This is a genomic window from Streptomyces sp. AK010, assembly GCF_014207295.1.
Lineage (GTDB): Bacteria > Actinomycetota > Actinomycetes > Streptomycetales > Streptomycetaceae > Streptomyces > Streptomyces massasporeus.
This window is the reverse complement of sequence record NZ_JACHCX010000001.1, coordinates 385,892-403,783: the sequence shown is the minus strand read 5'-3', so window position 1 is coordinate 403,783 and position 17,892 is coordinate 385,892. Positions and strand designations below refer to the sequence as shown.

14 protein-coding genes are annotated in these 17,892 nt (G+C 72.4%); 5 read left to right on the top strand and 9 right to left on the bottom strand.

Annotated features, from left to right (window positions below; all coding sequences use genetic code 11):
* Genes pgi through tkt form a run of 5 tightly spaced genes read right to left on the bottom strand, consistent with a single transcriptional unit; the run spans position 1 to position 7,524 of the window.
* A complete protein-coding gene (gene pgi / locus HDC93_RS01860) occupies positions 1-1,689 on the bottom strand; it encodes a glucose-6-phosphate isomerase (RefSeq protein ID WP_185006474.1) in 1,689 nt (562 codons plus the stop codon).
* A complete protein-coding gene (opcA, locus tag HDC93_RS01855) occupies positions 1,682-2,617 on the bottom strand; it encodes a glucose-6-phosphate dehydrogenase assembly protein OpcA (RefSeq protein ID WP_185006472.1) in 936 nt (311 codons plus the stop codon). Before opcA ends, pgi begins: the two co-directional genes overlap by 8 nt.
* Complete coding sequence (gene zwf / locus HDC93_RS01850; RefSeq protein ID WP_185006469.1) at positions 2,614-4,287, bottom strand: glucose-6-phosphate dehydrogenase; 1,674 nt, start codon at positions 4,285-4,287, stop codon at positions 2,614-2,616. Before zwf ends, opcA begins: the two co-directional genes overlap by 4 nt.
* Positions 4,284-5,429: a transaldolase gene (tal, locus tag HDC93_RS01845; RefSeq protein ID WP_185006467.1), complete on the bottom strand. Its 1,146-nt coding sequence runs from the start codon at positions 5,427-5,429 to the stop codon at positions 4,284-4,286. Before tal ends, zwf begins: the two co-directional genes overlap by 4 nt.
* A 19-nt stretch (positions 5,430-5,448) precedes the next feature.
* On the bottom strand, positions 5,449-7,524 hold the full coding sequence (gene tkt / locus HDC93_RS01840) for a transketolase (RefSeq protein WP_185006465.1): 2,076 nt from the start codon (positions 7,522-7,524) through the stop codon (positions 5,449-5,451).
* 166 nt (positions 7,525-7,690) lie between these two features.
* Between tkt and HDC93_RS01835 the strand changes: the two genes are divergently transcribed.
* Positions 7,691-8,578: an AraC family transcriptional regulator gene (locus HDC93_RS01835; protein ID WP_185006938.1), complete on the top strand. Its 888-nt coding sequence runs from the start codon at positions 7,691-7,693 to the stop codon at positions 8,576-8,578.
* An 85-nt stretch (positions 8,579-8,663) separates the two neighbouring features.
* Here HDC93_RS01835 and HDC93_RS01830 read toward each other — a convergent pair whose 3' ends face one another.
* On the bottom strand, positions 8,664-10,061 hold the full coding sequence (locus tag HDC93_RS01830; protein WP_185006463.1) for a glycoside hydrolase family 16 protein: 1,398 nt from the start codon (positions 10,059-10,061) through the stop codon (positions 8,664-8,666).
* Between the two features lie 327 nt (positions 10,062-10,388).
* Here HDC93_RS01830 and HDC93_RS01825 point away from each other — a divergent pair, with 327 nt between their 5' ends.
* From HDC93_RS01825 to HDC93_RS01810, 4 genes are all read left to right on the top strand, one after another.
* On the top strand, positions 10,389-10,898 hold the full coding sequence (locus HDC93_RS01825) for an SRPBCC family protein (protein ID WP_185006460.1): 510 nt from the start codon (positions 10,389-10,391) through the stop codon (positions 10,896-10,898).
* Positions 10,891-12,510, top strand: a complete 1,620-nt coding sequence (locus HDC93_RS01820) for an NAD(P)/FAD-dependent oxidoreductase (protein ID WP_185006458.1) — start codon at positions 10,891-10,893, stop codon at positions 12,508-12,510. The genes HDC93_RS01825 and HDC93_RS01820 overlap by 8 nt, the downstream gene beginning before the upstream one ends.
* Positions 12,511-12,556: 46 nt before the next feature.
* Positions 12,557-13,438: an SDR family oxidoreductase gene (locus HDC93_RS01815; RefSeq protein ID WP_185006456.1), complete on the top strand. Its 882-nt coding sequence runs from the start codon at positions 12,557-12,559 to the stop codon at positions 13,436-13,438.
* Positions 13,439-13,511: 73 nt separating this feature from the next.
* Positions 13,512-14,363, top strand: coding sequence for an oxygenase MpaB family protein (locus tag HDC93_RS01810; RefSeq protein WP_185006454.1), 852 nt, complete (start codon positions 13,512-13,514; stop codon positions 14,361-14,363).
* Positions 14,364-14,394: 31 nt separating this feature from the next.
* Here the strand turns inward: HDC93_RS01810 and HDC93_RS01805 are convergent, their stop codons facing one another.
* Genes HDC93_RS01805 through HDC93_RS01795 form a run of 3 tightly spaced genes read right to left on the bottom strand, consistent with a single transcriptional unit; the run spans position 14,395 to position 17,848 of the window.
* Complete coding sequence (locus tag HDC93_RS01805; RefSeq protein WP_185006452.1) at positions 14,395-15,138, bottom strand: IclR family transcriptional regulator; 744 nt, start codon at positions 15,136-15,138, stop codon at positions 14,395-14,397.
* Positions 15,135-16,505 (bottom strand): S9 family peptidase, encoded by a 1,371-nt coding sequence (locus HDC93_RS01800; RefSeq protein WP_221516109.1) that lies wholly within the window; start codon positions 16,503-16,505, stop codon positions 15,135-15,137. Before HDC93_RS01800 ends, HDC93_RS01805 begins: the two co-directional genes overlap by 4 nt.
* Positions 16,502-17,848, bottom strand: coding sequence for an MFS transporter (locus HDC93_RS01795; RefSeq protein ID WP_185006449.1), 1,347 nt, complete (start codon positions 17,846-17,848; stop codon positions 16,502-16,504). Before HDC93_RS01795 ends, HDC93_RS01800 begins: the two co-directional genes overlap by 4 nt.
* Positions 17,849-17,892: the final 44 nt, after the last annotated feature.

Sequence of the window (17,892 nt, the reverse complement as noted above, 5' to 3'; positions counted from 1 at the left end):
TCAGTTCACTTCCCGAAGTGTGCGGTAGGCGGCCACCAGCGCGGCCGTGGACGGGTCGAGACCGGGGACGGAGCCCGCCGCGTCAGCGGCTGATGCAAACGTCTCGGTCAGAGCGGGCTCGACGCGCTTGGCGAGGACCTTGCCGAGCTCGACGCCCCACTGGTCGAAGGAGTCGATGTTCCAGACGGCGCCCTGCACGAACACCTTGTGCTCGTAGAGGGCGATCAGCTGGCCGAGGACCGAGGGGGACAGTTCGGTGGCCAGGATCGTCGTGGTGGGGTGGTTGCCCCGGAAGGTGCGGTGCGGCACCTGCTCCTCGGGCACGCCCTCCGCGCGGACCTCCTCGGCGGTCTTGCCGAAGGCGAGCGCCTGCCCCTGCGCGAACAGGTTGGCCATCAGCAGGTCGTGCTGCGCCTTCAGTTCGTCGCTCAGCTCGGCGACGGGCCGGGCGAAGCCGATCAGGTCGGCCGGGATGAGCTTGGTGCCCTGGTGGATCAACTGGTAGTAAGCGTGCTGCCCGTTGGTGCCGGGCGTGCCCCACACCACCGGCCCGGTCTGCCACTCCACCGGCTTCCCGCCGCGGTCCACCGACTTGCCGTTGGACTCCATGTCGAGCTGCTGGAGGTAGGCGGTGAACTTGGAGAGGTAGTGGCTGTAGGGCAGCACCGCGTGCGACTGGGCGTCGTGGAAGTTGCCGTACCAGATGCCCAGCAGGCCCAGCAGCAGCGGGGCGTTGGCCTCGGCCGGGGCGTTGCGGAAGTGCTCGTCGACGATGCGGAAGCCGTCGAGCATCTCCCGGAAGCGGTCCGGGCCGATCGCGATCATCAGGGACAGGCCGATCGCGGAGTCGTACGAGTAGCGGCCGCCGACCCAGTCCCAGAACTCGAACATGTTGTCGACGTCGATACCGAAGTCGGCGACCTTCTCCGCGTTGGTCGACAGCGCGACGAAGTGCTTCGCCACCGCCTTCTCGTCGGCTCCCGGCCCGTTCAGCAGCCAGGAGCGGGCCGAGGTCGCGTTGGTGATCGTCTCGATGGTGGTGAAGGTCTTGGACGCGACGATGAACAGCGTCTCCGCCGGATCCAGGTCGCGCACCGCCTCGTGCAGGTCCGAGCCGTCCACATTCGACACGAAGCGGAACGTCAGATCCCGGTCGGTGAACGGCCGCAGCGCCTCGTAGGCCATCGCCGGGCCGAGATCCGAGCCGCCGATGCCGATGTTGACGACATTGCGGATGCGCCTGCCGGTGTGGCCGGTCCACTCCCCGGAGCGCACCCGGTCCGCGAAGGCGGCCATCTTGCCGAGCACCGCGTGCACACCCGGGACGACGTTCTCGCCGTCGACCTCGACGACGGCGTCCCGCGGCGCGCGCAGGGCGGTGTGCAGCACGGCCCGGTTCTCGGTGACGTTGATCTTCTCGCCGGCGAACATGGCGTCGCGCAGCCCGAACACGTCGGTCACGGCGGCCAGCTCCTGGAGCAGGGCCAGCGTCTCGTCGGTGACCAGGTGCTTGGAGTAGTCGATGCGCAGGTCGCCCACGTGCACGACGTAGCGCTCGGCGCGTCCCGGATCCGCCGCGAACAGCTCCCGCAGATCGGGCTGCGGCAGGGCGTCCGTGCGGTGGTCCTCCAGGGCGGTCCACTCGGGACGCCGGTCGAGCCTCGGGGAACCGGAGGGGGAGTCAGACATGAGCGGGGGTCTCCTCGGTTGCCTCGCCGTTCAGGGCGATGGCGTACATCTCGTCCGCGTCGAGGCGCCGCAGCTCCTCGGCGATGAGTTCGGAGGTGGCACGGACCTTCAGGGCGAGGGTGCGCGACGGCTGGCCCGGCAGGGTCAGCGTGGCCAGCGGTCCCTCGGGGCGGTCGATGACGATCTCGCCGCTCTCCGTGCCCAGCCGTACGGCCGTGACGACCGGCCCGGCGGTGACCACCCGGTCGACCCGCACGTGCAGCCGCGCCTCCAGCCAGCGGGCCAGCAGCTCGGCGGCCGGGTTCTCGGCCTCGGCCTCCACCGCCGCCGAGACGATCCGCACCCGGGCCTGGTCCAGCGCCGCCGCCAGCATCGAACGCCAGGGCGTCAGCCGGGTCCAGGCGAGGTCGGTGTCACCGGGCGCGTAGGCGCGGACCCGGGCCTGGAGCGTCTCCAGCGGGTTCTCGACGGCGTACAGGTCGGTGATCCGCCGCTGGGCGAGCGCCCCGAGCGGGTCCTTCGAGGGCACCTCTGGGGCGTCCACCGGCCACCACACCACCACCGGCGCGTCCGGCAGCAGCAGCGGCAGCACCACCGAGTCGGCGTGGTCGGAGACCTCGCCGTAGGTCCTGAGGATCACGGTCTCGCCGGTGCCCGCGTCGGCGCCCACCCGCACCTCGGCGTCGAGGCGGGAGGACTGGCGGTCGCGCGGGGTGCGGGCGTGGCGCTTGATGACGACCAGGGTGCGCGAGGGGTGCTCGTGCGAGGCCTCCTCGGCCGCCTTGATCGCGTCGTAGGCGTTCTCCTCGTCCGTGACGATCACCATCGTCAGGACCATGCCCACGGCGGGTGTGCCGATGGCGCGGCGCCCCTGCACCAGCGCCTTGTTGATCTTGCTTGCCGTGGTGTCGGTCAGGTCGATCTTCATGGCCTGCGCCAGCTCCGTCCGTCTCGTGCGAGCATCTCGTCTGCCTCCTCGGGTCCCCAGCTGCCCGAGGCGTACTGCGCGGGCCGGCCGTGCGTGGCCCAGTACTGCTCGATCGGGTCGAGGATCTTCCAGGACTCTTCCACTTCCTGGTGACGGGGGAACAGGTTGGCGTCGCCCAGGAGGACGTCAAGGATCAGCCGTTCGTACGCCTCGGGGCTCGATTCGGTGAACGACTCGCCGTAGGCGAAGTCCATCGTGACGTCCCGGATCTCCATCGACGTGCCCGGCACCTTCGAGCCGAAGCGGACCGTCATGCCCTCGTCCGGCTGGACGCGGATGACGATTGCGTTGGAGCCGAGCTCCTCGGTGGCCGTGGAGTCGAAGGGAGAGTGCGGAGCCCGCTGGAACACCACGGCGATCTCCGTCACCCGGCGGCCCAGCCGCTTGCCGGTGCGCAGGTAGAACGGGACACCCGCCCAGCGGCGGTTGTCCACCTGGAGCCGGACCGCGGCATAGGTGTCAGTCGTGGAGGACTGGTCGATGCCGTCCTCCTCCAGATAGCCGCGCACCTTCGTGCCGCCCTGCCAGGCCGACGCGTACTGGCCGCGCACGGTGCCCTGCCCCAGGTCCTGCGGCAGCCGCACCGCCTTGAGGACCTTCAGCTTCTCCGTGAGCAGCGAGGCGGCGTCGAAGGCGGCCGGTTCCTCCATCGCGGTGAGCGCCATCAGCTGGAGCAGGTGGTTCTGGATGACGTCACGGGCGGCGCCGATGCCGTCGTAGTACCCGGCCCGGCCGCCGATGCCGATGTCCTCGGCCATGGTGATCTGCACGTGGTCGACGTACGACCGGTTCCAGATCGGCTCGAACATCTGGTTGGCGAAGCGCAGGGCCAGGAGGTTCTGGACGGTCTCCTTGCCGAGGTAGTGGTCGATCCGGAAGACCTGCTCCGGGTCGAACACGTCGTGCACGATCGCGTTGAGCTCCTCGGCCGACCTCAGATCGTGCCCGAACGGCTTCTCGATGACCGCCCGGCGCCAGGAACCCTCGGGGGCGCTGGCCAGCTTGTGCTTCTTCAGCTGCTGGACGACCTTGGGGAAGAACTTCGGCGGCACCGACAGATAGAAGGCGTAGTTGCCGCTGGTGCCCCGGGAGGCGTCCAGCTCCTCGACGGCGGACCGCAGCTGCTTGAACGCCGTGTCGTCGTCGAAGTCGCCGGGGATGAACCGCATGCCCTCGGCGAGCTGCTGCCAGACCTCCTCGCGGAACGGGGTGCGCGCGTGCTCGCGGACCGCGTCGTGCACCACCTGTGCGAAGTCCTGGTCCTCCCAGTCCCGGCGGGCGAAGCCCACCAGGGAGAAGCCCGGCGGCAGCAGGCCGCGGTTGGCCAGGTCGTACACGGCCGGCATCAGCTTCTTGCGGGACAGGTCGCCGGTCACGCCGAAGATGACGAGCCCGGAGGGCCCCGCGATCTTCGGCAGACGGCGGTCGCGCGCGTCGCGCAGGGGGTTCTCGAAGTGAGTGTCGGCGTGCTCCGTGCGGTGAACGTGTCCGCTCACCCCGGTCTGCTCCACCCCGGCCGCCTCCTGAGCGGCCAGGGCCTGCTTCTCCTCCTTGGTCCCCTTGGTCTCCTGTTCGGCCGTCTGGGGGATGCCCTCGATGCCCTCACTCATTCCGCGTCAACTCCCTTGCTGTTCAAGGACTTGGTGACCGCGTCCAGCAGCTCCTGCCAGGCCACCTCGAACTTGGCCACGCCCTCGTCCTCCAGTTGCCGCACCACCTCGTCGTATGCAATGCCGAGCCGTTCGACGGCCGCCAGGTCGGCGCGGGCCTGGGCGTAACCGCCGGTGACCGTGTCGCCCTGGACGTCGCCGTGGTCGGCGACGGCGTTCAGCGTGGCCTCCGGCATGGTGTTGACCGTGCCGGGGGCGACCAGTTCGTCCACGTACAGGGTGTCCTTGTATGCGGGGTCCTTCACACCGGTGGAGGCCCAAAGGGGGCGCTGCCGGTTCGCACGGGCCCCGCCCAGCGCCTGCCAGCGCGCCCCGGCGAAGACGTGCTCGTACGCCTCGTAGGCGAGCCGCGCGTTGGCCAGGGCCGCCCGGCCCTTCAGGGCGAGGGCCTCGTCCGTGCCCAGCAGCGTCAGGCGCTTGTCGATCTCGGAGTCCACACGGGAGACGAAGAACGACGCGACCGAGTGAATGCCCGACAGGTCGCAACCGGCCGCCTGGGCCTTCTCCAGGCCGGCGACATAGGCGTCCATCACCTCGCGGTAGCGCTCCAGGGAGAAGATCAGCGTCACGTTCACGCTGATGCCCGCGCCGATCACCTCGGTGATCGCCGGCAGGCCCGCCTTCGTCGCCGGGATCTTGATCATCACGTTGGGGCGGTCCACCAGCCAGGCCAGCTGCCGGGCCTCGGCGACGGTCGCCGTCGTGTCGTGGGCGAGGCGCGGGTCGACCTCGATGGAGACCCGGCCGTCCCGGCCTCCGGTCGCCTCGTACACCGGCCGCAGGACGTCGGCGGCGGCCCGGACGTCGGCCGTCGTCATCATCCGCACGGCCTCGTCCACGGTCACCCCGCGCACCGCCAGGTCGGCGAGCTGCTCCTCGTAGCCCTCGCCGGAGCCGATGGCGGCCTGGAAGATGGACGGGTTGGTGGTGACGCCGACGACGTTCCTCGTGGCGACGAGCCCGGCCAGGTTGCCGGACTCGATCCGCCGGCGCGACAGGTCGTCGAGCCAGATCGACACGCCCTCGTCGGACAGGCGCTTCAGTGCTCCCGCGTTCGCGGTCGCTTCGGTCACAGTGATCATCTTCTTTCGGGCGGTCGGATCAGCCGCGGGCGGCGGTGAGGGATTCCCGCGCGGCGGCGACGACGTTCTCGGGGGTGAAGCCGTACTCGGCGAACAAGGTCTTCGCGTCGGCGGAGGCACCGAAGTGCTCCAGGGAGACGATGCGGCCCGCGTCCCCGACGAACCGGTGCCAGGTCAGCCCGATCCCGGCCTCGACGGCGACCCGGGCCTTCACGGACGGCGGCAGCACGCTGTCGCGGTAGGAGCGCGGCTGCTCCTCGAACCACTCCACGGACGGCATCGACACGACGCGGGTGGGCACGCCGGCGCCCTGGAGCAGCTCGCGCGCCCCGGCGGCGACATGCACCTCGGAGCCGGTGGCGATCAGGATCACCTGGGGCATGCCGCCCTCGGCCTCGAACCTCACGTAACCGCCGCGCGCGGCGTCCGGGTCCGGCTCGTACGTGGGCACGCCCTGGCGGGTGAGCGCGAGGCCGTGCGGTGCCGGGGCGGTACCGTGCCGCTTCAGGATCTCGGCCCAGACGACCGCGGTCTCGTTGGCGTCGGCGGGGCGTACGACGTTCAGGCCCGGGACGGCCCGCAGCGCGGCCAGGTGTTCCACCGGCTGGTGGGTCGGGCCGTCCTCGCCGAGGCCGATGGAGTCGTGCGTCCACACGTACGTCACCGGCAGCTGCATCAGGGCGGACATCCGCACCGCGTTGCGCATGTAGTCGGAGAACACCAGGAAGGTGCCGCCGTAGACGCGGGTGTTGCCGTGCAGCGCGATGCCGTTCATCTCCGCGGCCATGGAGAACTCGCGGATGCCGAAGTGCACGGTGCGGCCGTACGGGTCGGCCTCCGGCAGCGGGTTGCCCGCCGGGAGGAACGAGCTCGTCCTGTCGATGGTGGTGTTGTTCGAACCGGCCAGGTCGGCGGAGCCGCCCCACAGCTCGGGGACGACCGGGCCGAGCGCCTGGAGGACCTTCCCGGACGCGGCCCGGGTCGCGACCGCCTTGCCCGCCTCGAACACCGGCAGGGCGTCCTCCCAGCCCTCGGGCATCTCGCCCTTGCTGACCCGGTCGAACGTGGCCGCCCGCTCCGGGTTGTCGGACCGCCAGGCGGCGATCCGCTTGTCCCAGGCGGTGCGCGCCTCGGCGCCCCGGTCCAGGGCCAGGCGGGTGTGGGCCAGCACCTCGTCGGCGACCTCGAAGGACCGCTCCGGGTCGAAACCGAGGAGGCGCTTGGTGGCCGCGACCTCGTCCTCGCCGAGCGCCGAGCCGTGGGAGGCCTCGGTGTCGCGGGCGTTCGGGGCCGGCCAGGCGATGATCGTGCGCATCGCGATGATGGACGGTCGCGCGGTCTCGGCCTGAGCCGCCCTCAGCGCCGCGTACAGCGCGTGCGGGTCGACGTCGCCGTCCTCCAGCGGCTCGATCCGCTGCACGTGCCAGCCGTAGGCCTCGTAGCGCTGCAGCACGTCCTCGGAGAACGCGGTCGCGGTGTCGCCCTCGATGGAGATGTGGTTGTCGTCGTAGAGGAAGACCAGGTTGCCGAGCTTCTGGTGGCCGGCGAGCGAGGAGGCCTCGGCCGAGACGCCTTCCTGGAGGTCGCCGTCGGAGACGATCGCCCAGATCGTGTGGTCGAAGGGGGAGTCGCCCTCGGGGGCGTCCGGGTCGAACAGGCCACGCTCGTACCGGGCGGCCATCGCCATGCCGACGGCGTTCGCGACGCCCTGGCCCAGCGGGCCGGTGGTGGTCTCCACACCGGCGGTGTGTCCGTACTCGGGGTGGCCGGGCGTCTTGGAGCCGTGCGTGCGGAACGCCTTGAGGTCGTCCAGCTCCAGCTCGTAGCCCGCGAGGTAGAGCTGCGTGTAGAGGGTCAGCGAGGTGTGCCCGGGGGAGAGGACGAAGCGGTCACGGCCGGTCCATTCGGGATCGGCGGGGTCGTGCCGCATCACCTTCTGAAAGATCGTGTAGGCGGCCGGGGCCAGGCTCATCGCGGTACCGGGGTGGCCGTTGCCGACCCGCTGGACGGCATCCGCCGCCAGAAGACGGGCGGTGTCGACGGCACGCCGGTCGAGTTCGGTCCATGCGAAGCGGTCCGCTGTCTGCGTGCTCATCTTCAAGAAGTCCTCGATCGGAGCGAAGTTGCTGGTCTGACGTGTTCAAAATTAAAAGTCTGACTTTTACGGCGGAAGGTCGGCGTGTGCCAGCCTGTGGTGAAAGTGGGACACCCACCGGCGGCAGGGCACGCGAGCGGGGCGGCACGAGGGGTACTTGGTGGACATTGTGGACAGAAGCATTCAAGGCGGCGATGGGATCGATACGTTCCCCTTCCCGGTCGAGCTCAGCGTCGGCGGCGTCGGCATGCAGATCGGTCCGATGGGGACCGGCCGCACCTGGCACGCCGACGCGCCGCTGGAGCGCGTACACCGCATCGACTTCCACGTCGTGATGCTGTTCGGGGCGGGCCCGGTCCGGCACATGGTCGACTTCACCGAGTACGAGGCCACGGCCGGGGACCTGCTGTGGATCCGCCCGGGGCAGGTCCACCGCTTCTCGCGCAGCAGCGAGTACCGCGGAACGGTGCTGACCATGCAGCCCGGCTTCCTGCCCCGCTCGACCGTGGAGGCCACCGGCCTCTACCGCTACGACCTGCAGCCCCTGCTGCGCCCCGACGCGGCCCAACTCGCCGGACTGGAAGCCGCGCTCGCCCAGCTGCTGCGCGAGTACGAGGACACGGCCACGCTCCCGCTGAGCCTGCACACCGCCGTCCTGCGCCATACGCTGACGGCGTTCCTGCTGCGGCTCGCCCACCTCGCGGCGAGTGCGGCGCAGGCCCTGCGGCAGCGCTCCGATTCCACCTTCACCCTCTTCCGGGACGCCGTGGAGCGGGACTTCGCCACCAACCACAGCGTCAGCGCCTACGCCGACGCGCTCGGCTACTCCCGCCGCACCCTGGTCCGGGCGGTGCGCGCCGCGACCGGTGAGACCCCCAAGGCATTCATCGACAAGCGCGTGGTCCTAGAGGCCAAGCGGCTCCTCGCCCACACCGAACTGCCCATCGGCCGGGTCGGCGTGGCGGTCGGCTTCCCCGACGCCGCGAACTTTTCCAAGTTCTTCCACCAGCACACCGACCAGACCCCGGCGGCCTTCCGGGCGGAACTGCGCTGAGAGCGACGGACGCGACGAGGCCGAGGGTGGTCCGGCGCAGCGAAAAGGGGCTCCACGCGCGCGTGGAGCCCCTCCGCGAGGGCCGTCAGCGCCCGAAGGTGAACCAGTTGACGTTCACGAAGTCGGCCGGCTGACCGCTGGTGAAGGTCAGATACACGTCGTGCGTGCCCGTCACGGCGCTGATGTTCGCCGGGACGGTCCTCCATGACTGCCAGCCCCCGGTGCTGCCCACCGCGAAACTCCCGACGGGCGCGTTGCTCCGGCTGTCCAGCCGCACCTCGACCAGCCCGCTGACGCCGCCGGCCGCTCCGCTCGCGACCCGGGCGCTGAACTGCCGGGCCGCCGTGGAGCCGAAGTTCACGCCCTTGAAGTGCAGCCAGTCGCCGTTCGCGAGCGTGCCGACGTTCTGCCCGCCGCCGGAGTCGGACGTCGTCTCGGTGATCACGCCGGACTGACCGTCGTAGGACTCGGCCTGGATGGCGGCGTAGGCGTCGCGGTTCCCGGTCGTCGGCGGGGGTGTGGTGCCGCCGCCGGACGACAGCACCTGCACGTAGTCGACGACCATCGCGTGGCCCGGCTGCGTCCCGGCGTCCGGTCCACCGCCGAACGCGTCGGGGAAGCCGCCGCCCATCGCGACGTTCAGGATGACGAAGAAGCCGTGGTCGGTGGCGTTCTTCCAGGTCGTCGCGTCGACCTGATCGGCGCGCACGGTGTGGTAGTTGACGCCGTCGAGGTAGAAGCGGATCTCCTCGACGCCCGTGGAGCGGTCCCACTCCATCCGGTACGTGTGGAAGCCGGCCTGGCAGGAGGTGCCCTGGCAGGTGGTCGAACCGCCGATGCCGCTGGTCTCGTTGCAGGGGCCGCCCGGCGAGGTGCCGCAGTGCATCGTCGCGAACACCGTGTTCATGCCCTGGGTGTTCTCCATGATGTCCAGCTCGCCGACCGCCGGCCAGTTCCAGTAGTCGCCGCGGTACGGGGCGCCCAGCATCCAGAACGCCGGCCAGTAGCCCTTGGCGGCGGCGCCGGTGACGTTCGGCACCTGGATGCGCGACTCGACGCGGAGCTTGCCGCCGGCCGGGGGCTGGAAGTCGGTGCGCTTGGTCTCGATCCGCCCGGAGGTCCAGTTGCCGGCGGCGTCCCGCCGGGGCGTGATGCGGAGGTTGCCGTTGCCGTCGAGCGCGACGTTGTCCGTGCTGTTCGTCATCGTCTCGATCTCGCCGGTGCCCCAGCCGGTGGGGCCGCCCGGGTAACCCCGGCCGGTCGCGTACTGCCAGTCGGAGGTGTTGACGCCGGAGCCGGCGGCGCCGTTGAAGTCGTCCACGAAGAGCTGCGTCCAGCCCGACGGGGGTGTCGGCGCGGAGGCGTTCGCGGACGGGGTGGCGACCGCGGAGGCGGCGGCCGCGAGGCCGAGCGTGCTGACGACGGCGACGAACGCCCGCCGCAGCGGGCGCCGTCTGCGCAAGGTGCCGGTGGTGTCGCTCATGTGGGGATGCCTCTCGGATCGGATGCGGGAGGGTGAGAGCGCTCTCAAAGTGCCGTCAATGTGCTGCACGCGACCCGGGTCGTCAAGAGGTAAAGCCGGGATTGGTGCGGGGGCGGTCGGTGAGTGCACAGCTTGAACAGGCCGTGCCCATGGATGAGCGCGAGCAGGGGGCGGGGCAGGCCTGGTGGACCTGCATCCGCACCGTGAGAGCGCTCTCACGCACTGCGGCGCGACAATCGGCGAGCCACAGGACCGCGCTGTTGAACCAGGGCTACCGGGGCACTCGGAGTGGACGCAGACCACCGCTCGAGGCAGCAGGAGGCATCCGTGGCCGTACGCCATCACCTGATCCGAGTCGGCCCGGGCACCGTGTGGGACGTCCTCGCCGACGGCCACCGCTACGCGGAGTGGGTCGTGGGCACCTCCGAGTCCCACCCGGTGCGCGGAAACTGGCCACGCACCGGCGCGGCGATCGGCTACGAGGTCCGTCTCGGCCCGGTGCGGCTCGACAACGAGACGGTCGTCCGCAACTGCGAGGAAGGCAAACTGCTGGAGCTGGAGGCCCACGCCGGTGCGCTCGGCTCGGCACGCATCGCGATCGAGCTGCGGCCCTGGGGCGAGCACTGCCTGGTGATCGTGGACGAGCATCCCCTGCGGGGCGCCGGCGGCCGGCTGCACAACGTCGGATTCGAGGCTCTGATCCAGCTGCGCCACCGCGCCATGCTGGCCCGGCTGGCCAAACTGTGCGAGGCCGAGGCGCGGGTCCCGGGAGGCACCCGCCGCGGCCTGGGGCAGGTCACCGCGGGGTCCGAAGCGGACGAGCCCGGCCATGCCTGACGCCGTGGTGATCGGCGCGGGCCCCAACGGCCTGGTGGCCGCCAACGTCCTCGCGGACGCCGGGTGGAGCGTCGAGGTGCTGGAGGAACAGGCCGAACCGGGCGGCGCCGTACGCCACGACCGGGGCGTCGACCCCGCCTTCGTCAACGACCTGTTCAGTTCCTTCTACCCCCTCGCGGCCGCCTCGCCGGTCCTGGCCGCGCTGCACCCCGAGGAGCACGGACTGCGCTGGAGCCACGCGCCCAGCGTCCTGGCCCACCCCCTCACCGACGGCAGCTGCGCCGTCCTGGACCGGAACATCGACATCACCGCCGCGTCCCTCGACACCTTCGAGCCGGGCGACGGAGCCGCCTGGCAGCGGCTGCACCAGGTGTGGCAGAGCTTGCGCCCCGGCCTCCTGGACGCCCTGTTCACCCCGTTCCCGCCCATCCGCGCCACGGCACGGCTCGCACTGCGGCTGCGGGCCGCCGGCGGACTGCGCATGGCCCGCTCCCTGGTGCTGCCGGTGCGGCGCCTGGGGGAGGAGGAGTTCCGCGGCCAGGGCGGCCGGCTCCTGCTGGCCGGCAACGCCCTGCACGCCGACCTCGCCCCCGAGTCGGCCGGCAGCGGCGGCTACGGCTGGCTGATGGCCATGCTGGGCCAGACCTACGGCTTCCCGGTCCCGACCGGCGGCTCCGGCGCGCTGACCTCGGCCCTGGTCCGGCGTCTGGAGACCCGGGGCGGACGGGTCCGCTGCGGGCAGCGCGTCGAGCACGTCGTCGTCCGCGGCGGGCGAGCCGTCGGCGTGCGCACGGCGGGCGGTGACGCGGTGCGGGCCCGCCGGGCGGTGCTCGCGGACGTGTCCGTGCCCGCCCTGTACGGCGAGCTGGTCGACCCCGCTCACCTGCCCCCGCAACTCCTCGACGACCTGCGGTGCTTCCAGTGGGACTTCGCCACCTTCAAGGTCGACTGGGCGCTCGACGGGCCGGTGCCCTGGCAGACCGAGCAGGCGTCCCGGGCCGGCACCGTGCACCTCGCCGACGGCATGGACGAGCTGACCCGCTTCACCGCGCAGATCGCCATGCGGCAGGTCCCGGACCGGCCGTTCACGATCTTCGGCCAGATGACCACCTCCGACGTCACCCGTTCCCCCCAGGGCACCGAATCGGCCTGGGCGTACACCCACATTCCGCACGAGATCCGTGCCGACGCCGCCGACGAGGGCATCACCGGCCGCTGGGACACCAAGGACCAGGAACTCATGGCCGACCGCGTCGAACGCCAGGTGGAGCGCTTCGCACCCGGCTTCCGCTCACTGATCCGAGGCCGCCGCATCCTGGCGCCCCCGACCCTGGAGGCGCTCGACGGCAATCTCGCGGGCGGCGCCATCAACGGCGGCACCACCGCGATGCACCAGCAGCTCGTCTTCCGCCCCCTGCCCGGCACCGGCCGCCCGGAGACCCCGGTGCCGGGCCTGTACCTCGCCTCCGCCGGAGCCCATCCCGGCGGCGGGGTGCACGGCGCGCCCGGGGCCAACGCCGCCCGGGCCGCCCTGCGCCGCAAGCGGCCTCCCGGCCTCGCCGGGGCCCAGCGGCTCCTCGCCCACCGCGACCGCACCGGAGCCAGACGCTGAACCCGGCCCTCCGGGGCAGGGCCGGCGCCGCAAGGAAGGGCAGCCCATGGCAAACAGTCCGCTCGCCGAGCGCACGATCGTCGTCACCGGAGCCGCCCGCGGCGTGGGCGCGGCCGTGGCCCGCGAGGTCGCCCGGCGCGGCGCCCGGGTCGCGCTCGTCGGTCACGAGAAGACCGTCCTGGACGCGGTCGCCGCCTCCCTGCCGGGCCCGGCCTTCGCCCTGGAGGCCGACGTCACCGACCTCGCCGCGCTGGAAGCGGCGGCGGACACCGTGCGGGACACTCTCGGCCCGCCCTCGGCCGTGGTGGCGAACGCCGGCATCGCCGAGGGCGGCGCACTCCTCGCCACGGACCCGGCCGCCTGGCGCCGCGTGATCGACGTCAACCTCACCGGCAGCGCCCAGACCGCCCGGGCGTTCCTGCCGGACCTGCTCGCCACGGCGGGCTACTTCCTCCAGGTCGCCTCCCTGGCCTCGATCGGCGCCGCCCCGCTGATGAGCGCCTACTGCGCCTCCAAGGCGGGGGTCGAGGCCTTCGCGCACTCCCTGCGCGCGGAGGTGGCGCACCGCGGGGTCGCGGTGGGCATCGCCTACCTCAACTGGACCGACACCGACATGATCCGCGACGCCGACCGGTACGACGTCCTGCGCGAACTGCGCCTGCACATGCCCCCGCCGGCCCGCCGCGTGTACCCCGTGGAGGTCGTCGCCGCGCGCCTGGTCAGGGGCATGGAGCGCCGCCGCACTTCGGTCTACGCACCGGCGTGGCTGCGCCTCGCCCAACCGATCCGCCCGGCCATGCCCCCGGTGGTCCTGCGCGTCGCGCGCCGCGCACTGCCCCGCCTGGAGGCTTCGGGCCCGGTCCGCTACACCGGGCCGCTCGGCGCCGGGGGCCGGGCCGACCGCGCGGCGGCCGGACCGGGCTCCTGAAGCACTCCGGCCCGTCACACCCGTACGGGCGGGGCATGCCGGACACTGGTCAGCAGGAGAAGGGAGGCCGACCGTGCTGACCGGAGTCCGTGAACAGCTGGGCCAGGCCTTGTTCCGCCGCGTCGCGGGACCCGGCGGAACCGCGACCCGTGCCCGTATCCACCACACGCCCGGCCCGCGCTGGTTCGCACCGGACCGGCCGATCCGCGCGGTCCACGGCGACGCCTCGATGTTCATCGGCGGGCTGACCGCCCTGCTCCTGCAGTCGCTGCACCCGCTCGCGATGGCGGCGGTCGCCTCGCACTCCGGCTTCCGCGGCGACCCGTGGGGCCGCTTGCAGCGCACCAGCACCTTCCTGGCCGTGACGACGTACGGCACCGCCACGGACGCCCAGGAGGCGGTCGACCACGTGCGCGGCATCCACCAACGGATCCGCGGCACGACCGCCGAGGGCGTGCCGTACCACGCGGCCGACCCGCATCTGCTCGGCTGGGTGCACGCAGCCGAGACGGACAGCTTCCTGCGCGCCCACGAACGCTACGGGTCCCGGCTCCTGGACGCCGCCGGCTACGACGCCTACGTCGCCGACACCGCACGCGTCGCGGAGGCGCTGGGAGTGGTCGACCCGCCGCGCAACCGCAGCGAACTGGCCGAGCGCCTGACCGCCTACCGGCCCGAACTGCGGGCCACGCCCGAGGCCCGGGCAGCCGCCCGCTTCCTGCTGTTCCGGCCTCCCCTGCCCCTGCCCGTACGGCCCTTCTACGGCGGGCTGGCCGCGAACGCCGTGACCCTGCTCCCGCCCTGGGCGCGCGGCATGCTGTGGCTGCCCCGGGTCCCGGTCGTCGAGGACCTCGCGGTACGCCCCACCGGCCGCGCCCTGACCCGGACCATCCGCTGGGCCATGACCCCCGCCCGGGAGGCCTGAACCCACGGCGTCCGCCGAGCCCCGGCACCGGTCAGGGCTGCCAGCCCAGCGCCCGCGAGATCCCGCGCGCCGCCACCCGCACCGCCGGGCCCAGCACCGGGACCTGGGCGTCCGCGTGGGGCACGACGATCGACACGGCGGCGGTCACCGTGCCGTCCGCGCCACGAACCGGCGCGGCCACCGACAGGGCGTCCTCCGTGACCTGACGGTCGCTCACCGCCACCCCCGACCTGCGCACTTCGGCCAGCACCCGCCGCAGCCGCTCCGGTTCGGTGATCGTGTACGGGGTGAAGGGCGCCAGGTCGCCCTCGCAGTACTCCTTCTGGAACACCGGGTCGCCGTGGGCCAGCAGGGCGAGTCCGACCCCGGTGGCGTGCAGCGGCCAGCGGGCGCCGACGCGGATGTGCACACCGACCGCCGACCGCCCCGACAGCCATTCGATGTAGACGACGTCCCGCCCGTCCCGCACGGCCAGCTGCACGTTCTCGTGCGTCGCCTCGTACAGGTCCTCCAGATACGGCAGCGCGATCTGCCGCAGGGCGAGGCCGCGCGGGGCCAGGGCGGCGAGCTCCCACAGCCGCAGCCCGACGTGGTAGACGCCGGACTCGTCCCGCTCCAGGGCGCCCCACTCGGTGAGCGCGCCCACCAGCCGGTGTGCCGTGGTCAGGCTCAGCCCCGCCCGTCGGCTGATGTCCGTCAGGCACAGCGCCGGGTGCTCGTGGTCGAAGGCCGCGAGCACGGACAGCAGCCGGCCGGGCGCGGTGGGGGCGGTCATGGCCGGGCGTCTCCCGGGTGGGCGAGATCGTAGGGGCGGGGGTAGTCGGCAGGCTGGTAGGGAACGTAGCGGGCCCTGGCCGTCGGGTCCTCCTGCTGCGCACGGGAGTTGAGCGCCCCGGGCGACACGTCCCAGTGGCCCGTGTCCAGGCGGTCTTCCAGGGCGTCCAGCGCGCCCAGTGTCTCGCCGGCGGTGAAGGTGCAGTGGCCGGGGCCGTCGACGTACGCCTGACGCAGGAGCCCCGCGGAGCCCCCGGCCGTGGCCGCCCGCCGGTAGGCGCTCTCGGCCTGCACCGGGATCAGCGCGTCACCCGTCGTGTGGATGTTCAGCTGGGGGTCGGTGAGCCGGCCCGACGGCACGCTGGTGTTGAGCATCCACCCCACGGCCGACGGGTCCGCCGAGATCCGGGGTGCCCGGCCCAGGGCCGAGAGGTCGGTACGCAAGGACAGGCCCGCCTTCTTGTAGAGCTCCGTCACCTCTTTGTACAGCGGGGACCGGGCGAGCATGGCCCCGTAGTCGACGCCCGTGTTCCAGGACGGGTTGCCGCCCGCCCGGCTCTCCGCCTCCTGCCGCCAGCTGAAGGCGGGCCTGTGGATGAGCCCTCGGACGGCGGCGAACTGGTTGGACTGCTGGGTCCCCCAGTCGGTGGGGCCCGGCTTCGTCTGCGAGGCGTCGTTGTAGCCGGGGATGTTGTGCAGGGCGGCTGCGAGGCCGACACGGGCCCGGCCGACGGGGGTCTGCTGGGCGGCGTCGACCTTCGTGGTGAGGCTCTTCGCGGCGGCGACCGCCTCGGCCTGGTCCGCGAACCCCGCGAGCCGGATGCCCGAGTGCGGGGCGAGCAGCGTACGCAGCGCGAACACCGGGTCCAGGGTGCTGTTCCAGTTGGCGACGCCGCCCTGCACCAGCCCGCACATCGACAGCGAGCCGTCGAAGCGGTCGGCGTGCCGCTCGGCGAGCATGGTGGTGACGAAGCCGCCGTACGAGGTGCCCCAGGCGAGTGTCCGCCGGGCCGATCCGAACCTCTCGGTGAACAGGTCCAGCGTGGCCAGCTGGTCGGGCACCGCCTCGGTGACCGCCCAGCCGTTCGTCGCGTACGAGGAGCCGATCAGGGCGTAGCCCTCGGCCAGCAGCTTGTCCCGGGCGGCCGTACTCGGCGTGTTCTGGGCCTGCTTGGGGGAGCCCGCCGGGGCGTAGCCATGGCTGTACAGCAGCACCGTGCCGTTCCAGGACGCGGGTACGTCCATCACGTACACGGCGCCGGACGGGAGTTCGCCCTCCAGGTGGGTGTCGGTGGCGTCGGCGGCCTGCGCGGGCAGCGCGGTTGCCACGGAGAGGCAGGTGGTCAGGAGAGCGAGGCGGATCCTCAACGCGGGGTTCCTTCCAGGGCGGGGGCGGCGGCGGGCGATTCGAGCGCGTCCGTGTGCGTCTCGCGCAGCCGCCACACGGTGACCGCGGTGATCGCGGCGCCCGCGCACAGCAGCAGGGACACCGGGGTGCTGCCGCCGCCGTAGGAGGCCAGGAGGCCGCCGGCGATCAGCGGGGAGAAGCCGGCGCCGATCAGGGTCGCGCCCTGGTAGCCGAGGGAGGCGCCGGTGTAGCGGACGCGGGTGCCGAACATCTCGGTGAGCAGGGCGCCCAGCGGCCCGTACATCGTGGACTGGGCGACGCCGTGGCCGAGCGCCAGGGCGAGGATCAGCAGGCCGGGGGAGCCGGAGTCGACCAGGGCCAGCACCGGGAAGGCGAGCGCCGCCGAGCCGACGGCTCCGGCGAGGACGACGGGCCTGCGGCCGACGCGGTCCGACAGCGCGGACGCGGTGGGCAGCACGACGAGGGCCACGCAGGAGGCGACGGTGACGGCGGTCAGCACCTGTGGGCGGGTGTACCCCTCGTCGACGGCGTAGGAGATCATGAAGCTGGTCAGCAGGGACTGGGCGGTGAAGGCGCCGATGCCGACGCAGGCGGCCAGCAGCACGGGCTTGGGGCGGCGCAGCACCTCCACGATCGGCGGCCGGTCCACCGGATCCCGCTTCACCTGTGCGAACAGCGGGCTCTCGGCGACCTTCAGACGCACGAACAGACCGACGCCGAGCAGCACGATGCTGAGCAGGAACGGCACCCGCCAGCCCCAGGAGCGGAACTCGTCGTCCGGCAGGGTGGCGACGAGGGTGACCACACCGGCCGACAGCACGGAGCCGAGCGGGGCGCCGAGCTGGGTGAAGCTGGACCACAGGCCGCGCCGGGAACCCCGCGCGTGCTCGGCGTGCTCGACGACCATCAGCATCGCGCCGCCCCACTCGCCGCCGATCGCGATGCCCTGCACCACGCGCAGGGCGACGAGCAGGACCGGCGCCCAGACGCCGATGGTGTCGTAGGTCGGCAGCAGGCCGATGAGGAAGCTGCCGGAGCCCATCAGCACCATGGTCAGCAGCATCATCGACTTGCGGCCCAGCCGGTCGCCGAAGTGGCCGAAGACGATGCCGCCGAGCGGCCGGGCGAGGTAGCCCGCGGCGAAGGTGCCGAACGCCGCGATGGTGCCGACCGCCGGGTCGGCCCGCGGGAAGAACAGTTCGCCGAAGACGAGCGCGGCGACGGTGCCGTAGACGAGGAAGTCGTAGAACTCGACGGTCGTGCCGAGCAGGCCGGACACGGCGACGCGGCGCAACTGCCGGGGATCGGGGGAGGGTTGGGGAACGGACGGGGATGGCTGCACGGTGGGCTCCCTGGGGACGGGGCGCGGTTGGTCCGTGAAGTTAT

Coding starts and splice junctions, on each gene's coding strand:
- pgi (WP_185006474.1), bottom strand. CDS start 1,689: ATGTCTGACTCCCCCTCCGGTTCCCCGAGGCTCGACCGGCGTCCCGAG.
- opcA (WP_185006472.1), bottom strand. CDS start 2,617: ATGAAGATCGACCTGACCGACACCACGGCAAGCAAGATCAACAAGGCG.
- zwf (WP_185006469.1), bottom strand. CDS start 4,287: ATGAGTGAGGGCATCGAGGGCATCCCCCAGACGGCCGAACAGGAGACC.
- tal (WP_185006467.1), bottom strand. CDS start 5,429: ATGATCACTGTGACCGAAGCGACCGCGAACGCGGGAGCACTGAAGCGC.
- tkt (WP_185006465.1), bottom strand. CDS start 7,524: ATGAGCACGCAGACAGCGGACCGCTTCGCATGGACCGAACTCGACCGG.
- HDC93_RS01830 (WP_185006463.1), bottom strand. CDS start 10,061: ATGAGCGACACCACCGGCACCTTGCGCAGACGGCGCCCGCTGCGGCGG.
- HDC93_RS01820 (WP_185006458.1), top strand. CDS start 10,891: ATGCCTGACGCCGTGGTGATCGGCGCGGGCCCCAACGGCCTGGTGGCC.
- HDC93_RS01815 (WP_185006456.1), top strand. CDS start 12,557: ATGGCAAACAGTCCGCTCGCCGAGCGCACGATCGTCGTCACCGGAGCC.
- HDC93_RS01805 (WP_185006452.1), bottom strand. CDS start 15,138: ATGACCGCCCCCACCGCGCCCGGCCGGCTGCTGTCCGTGCTCGCGGCC.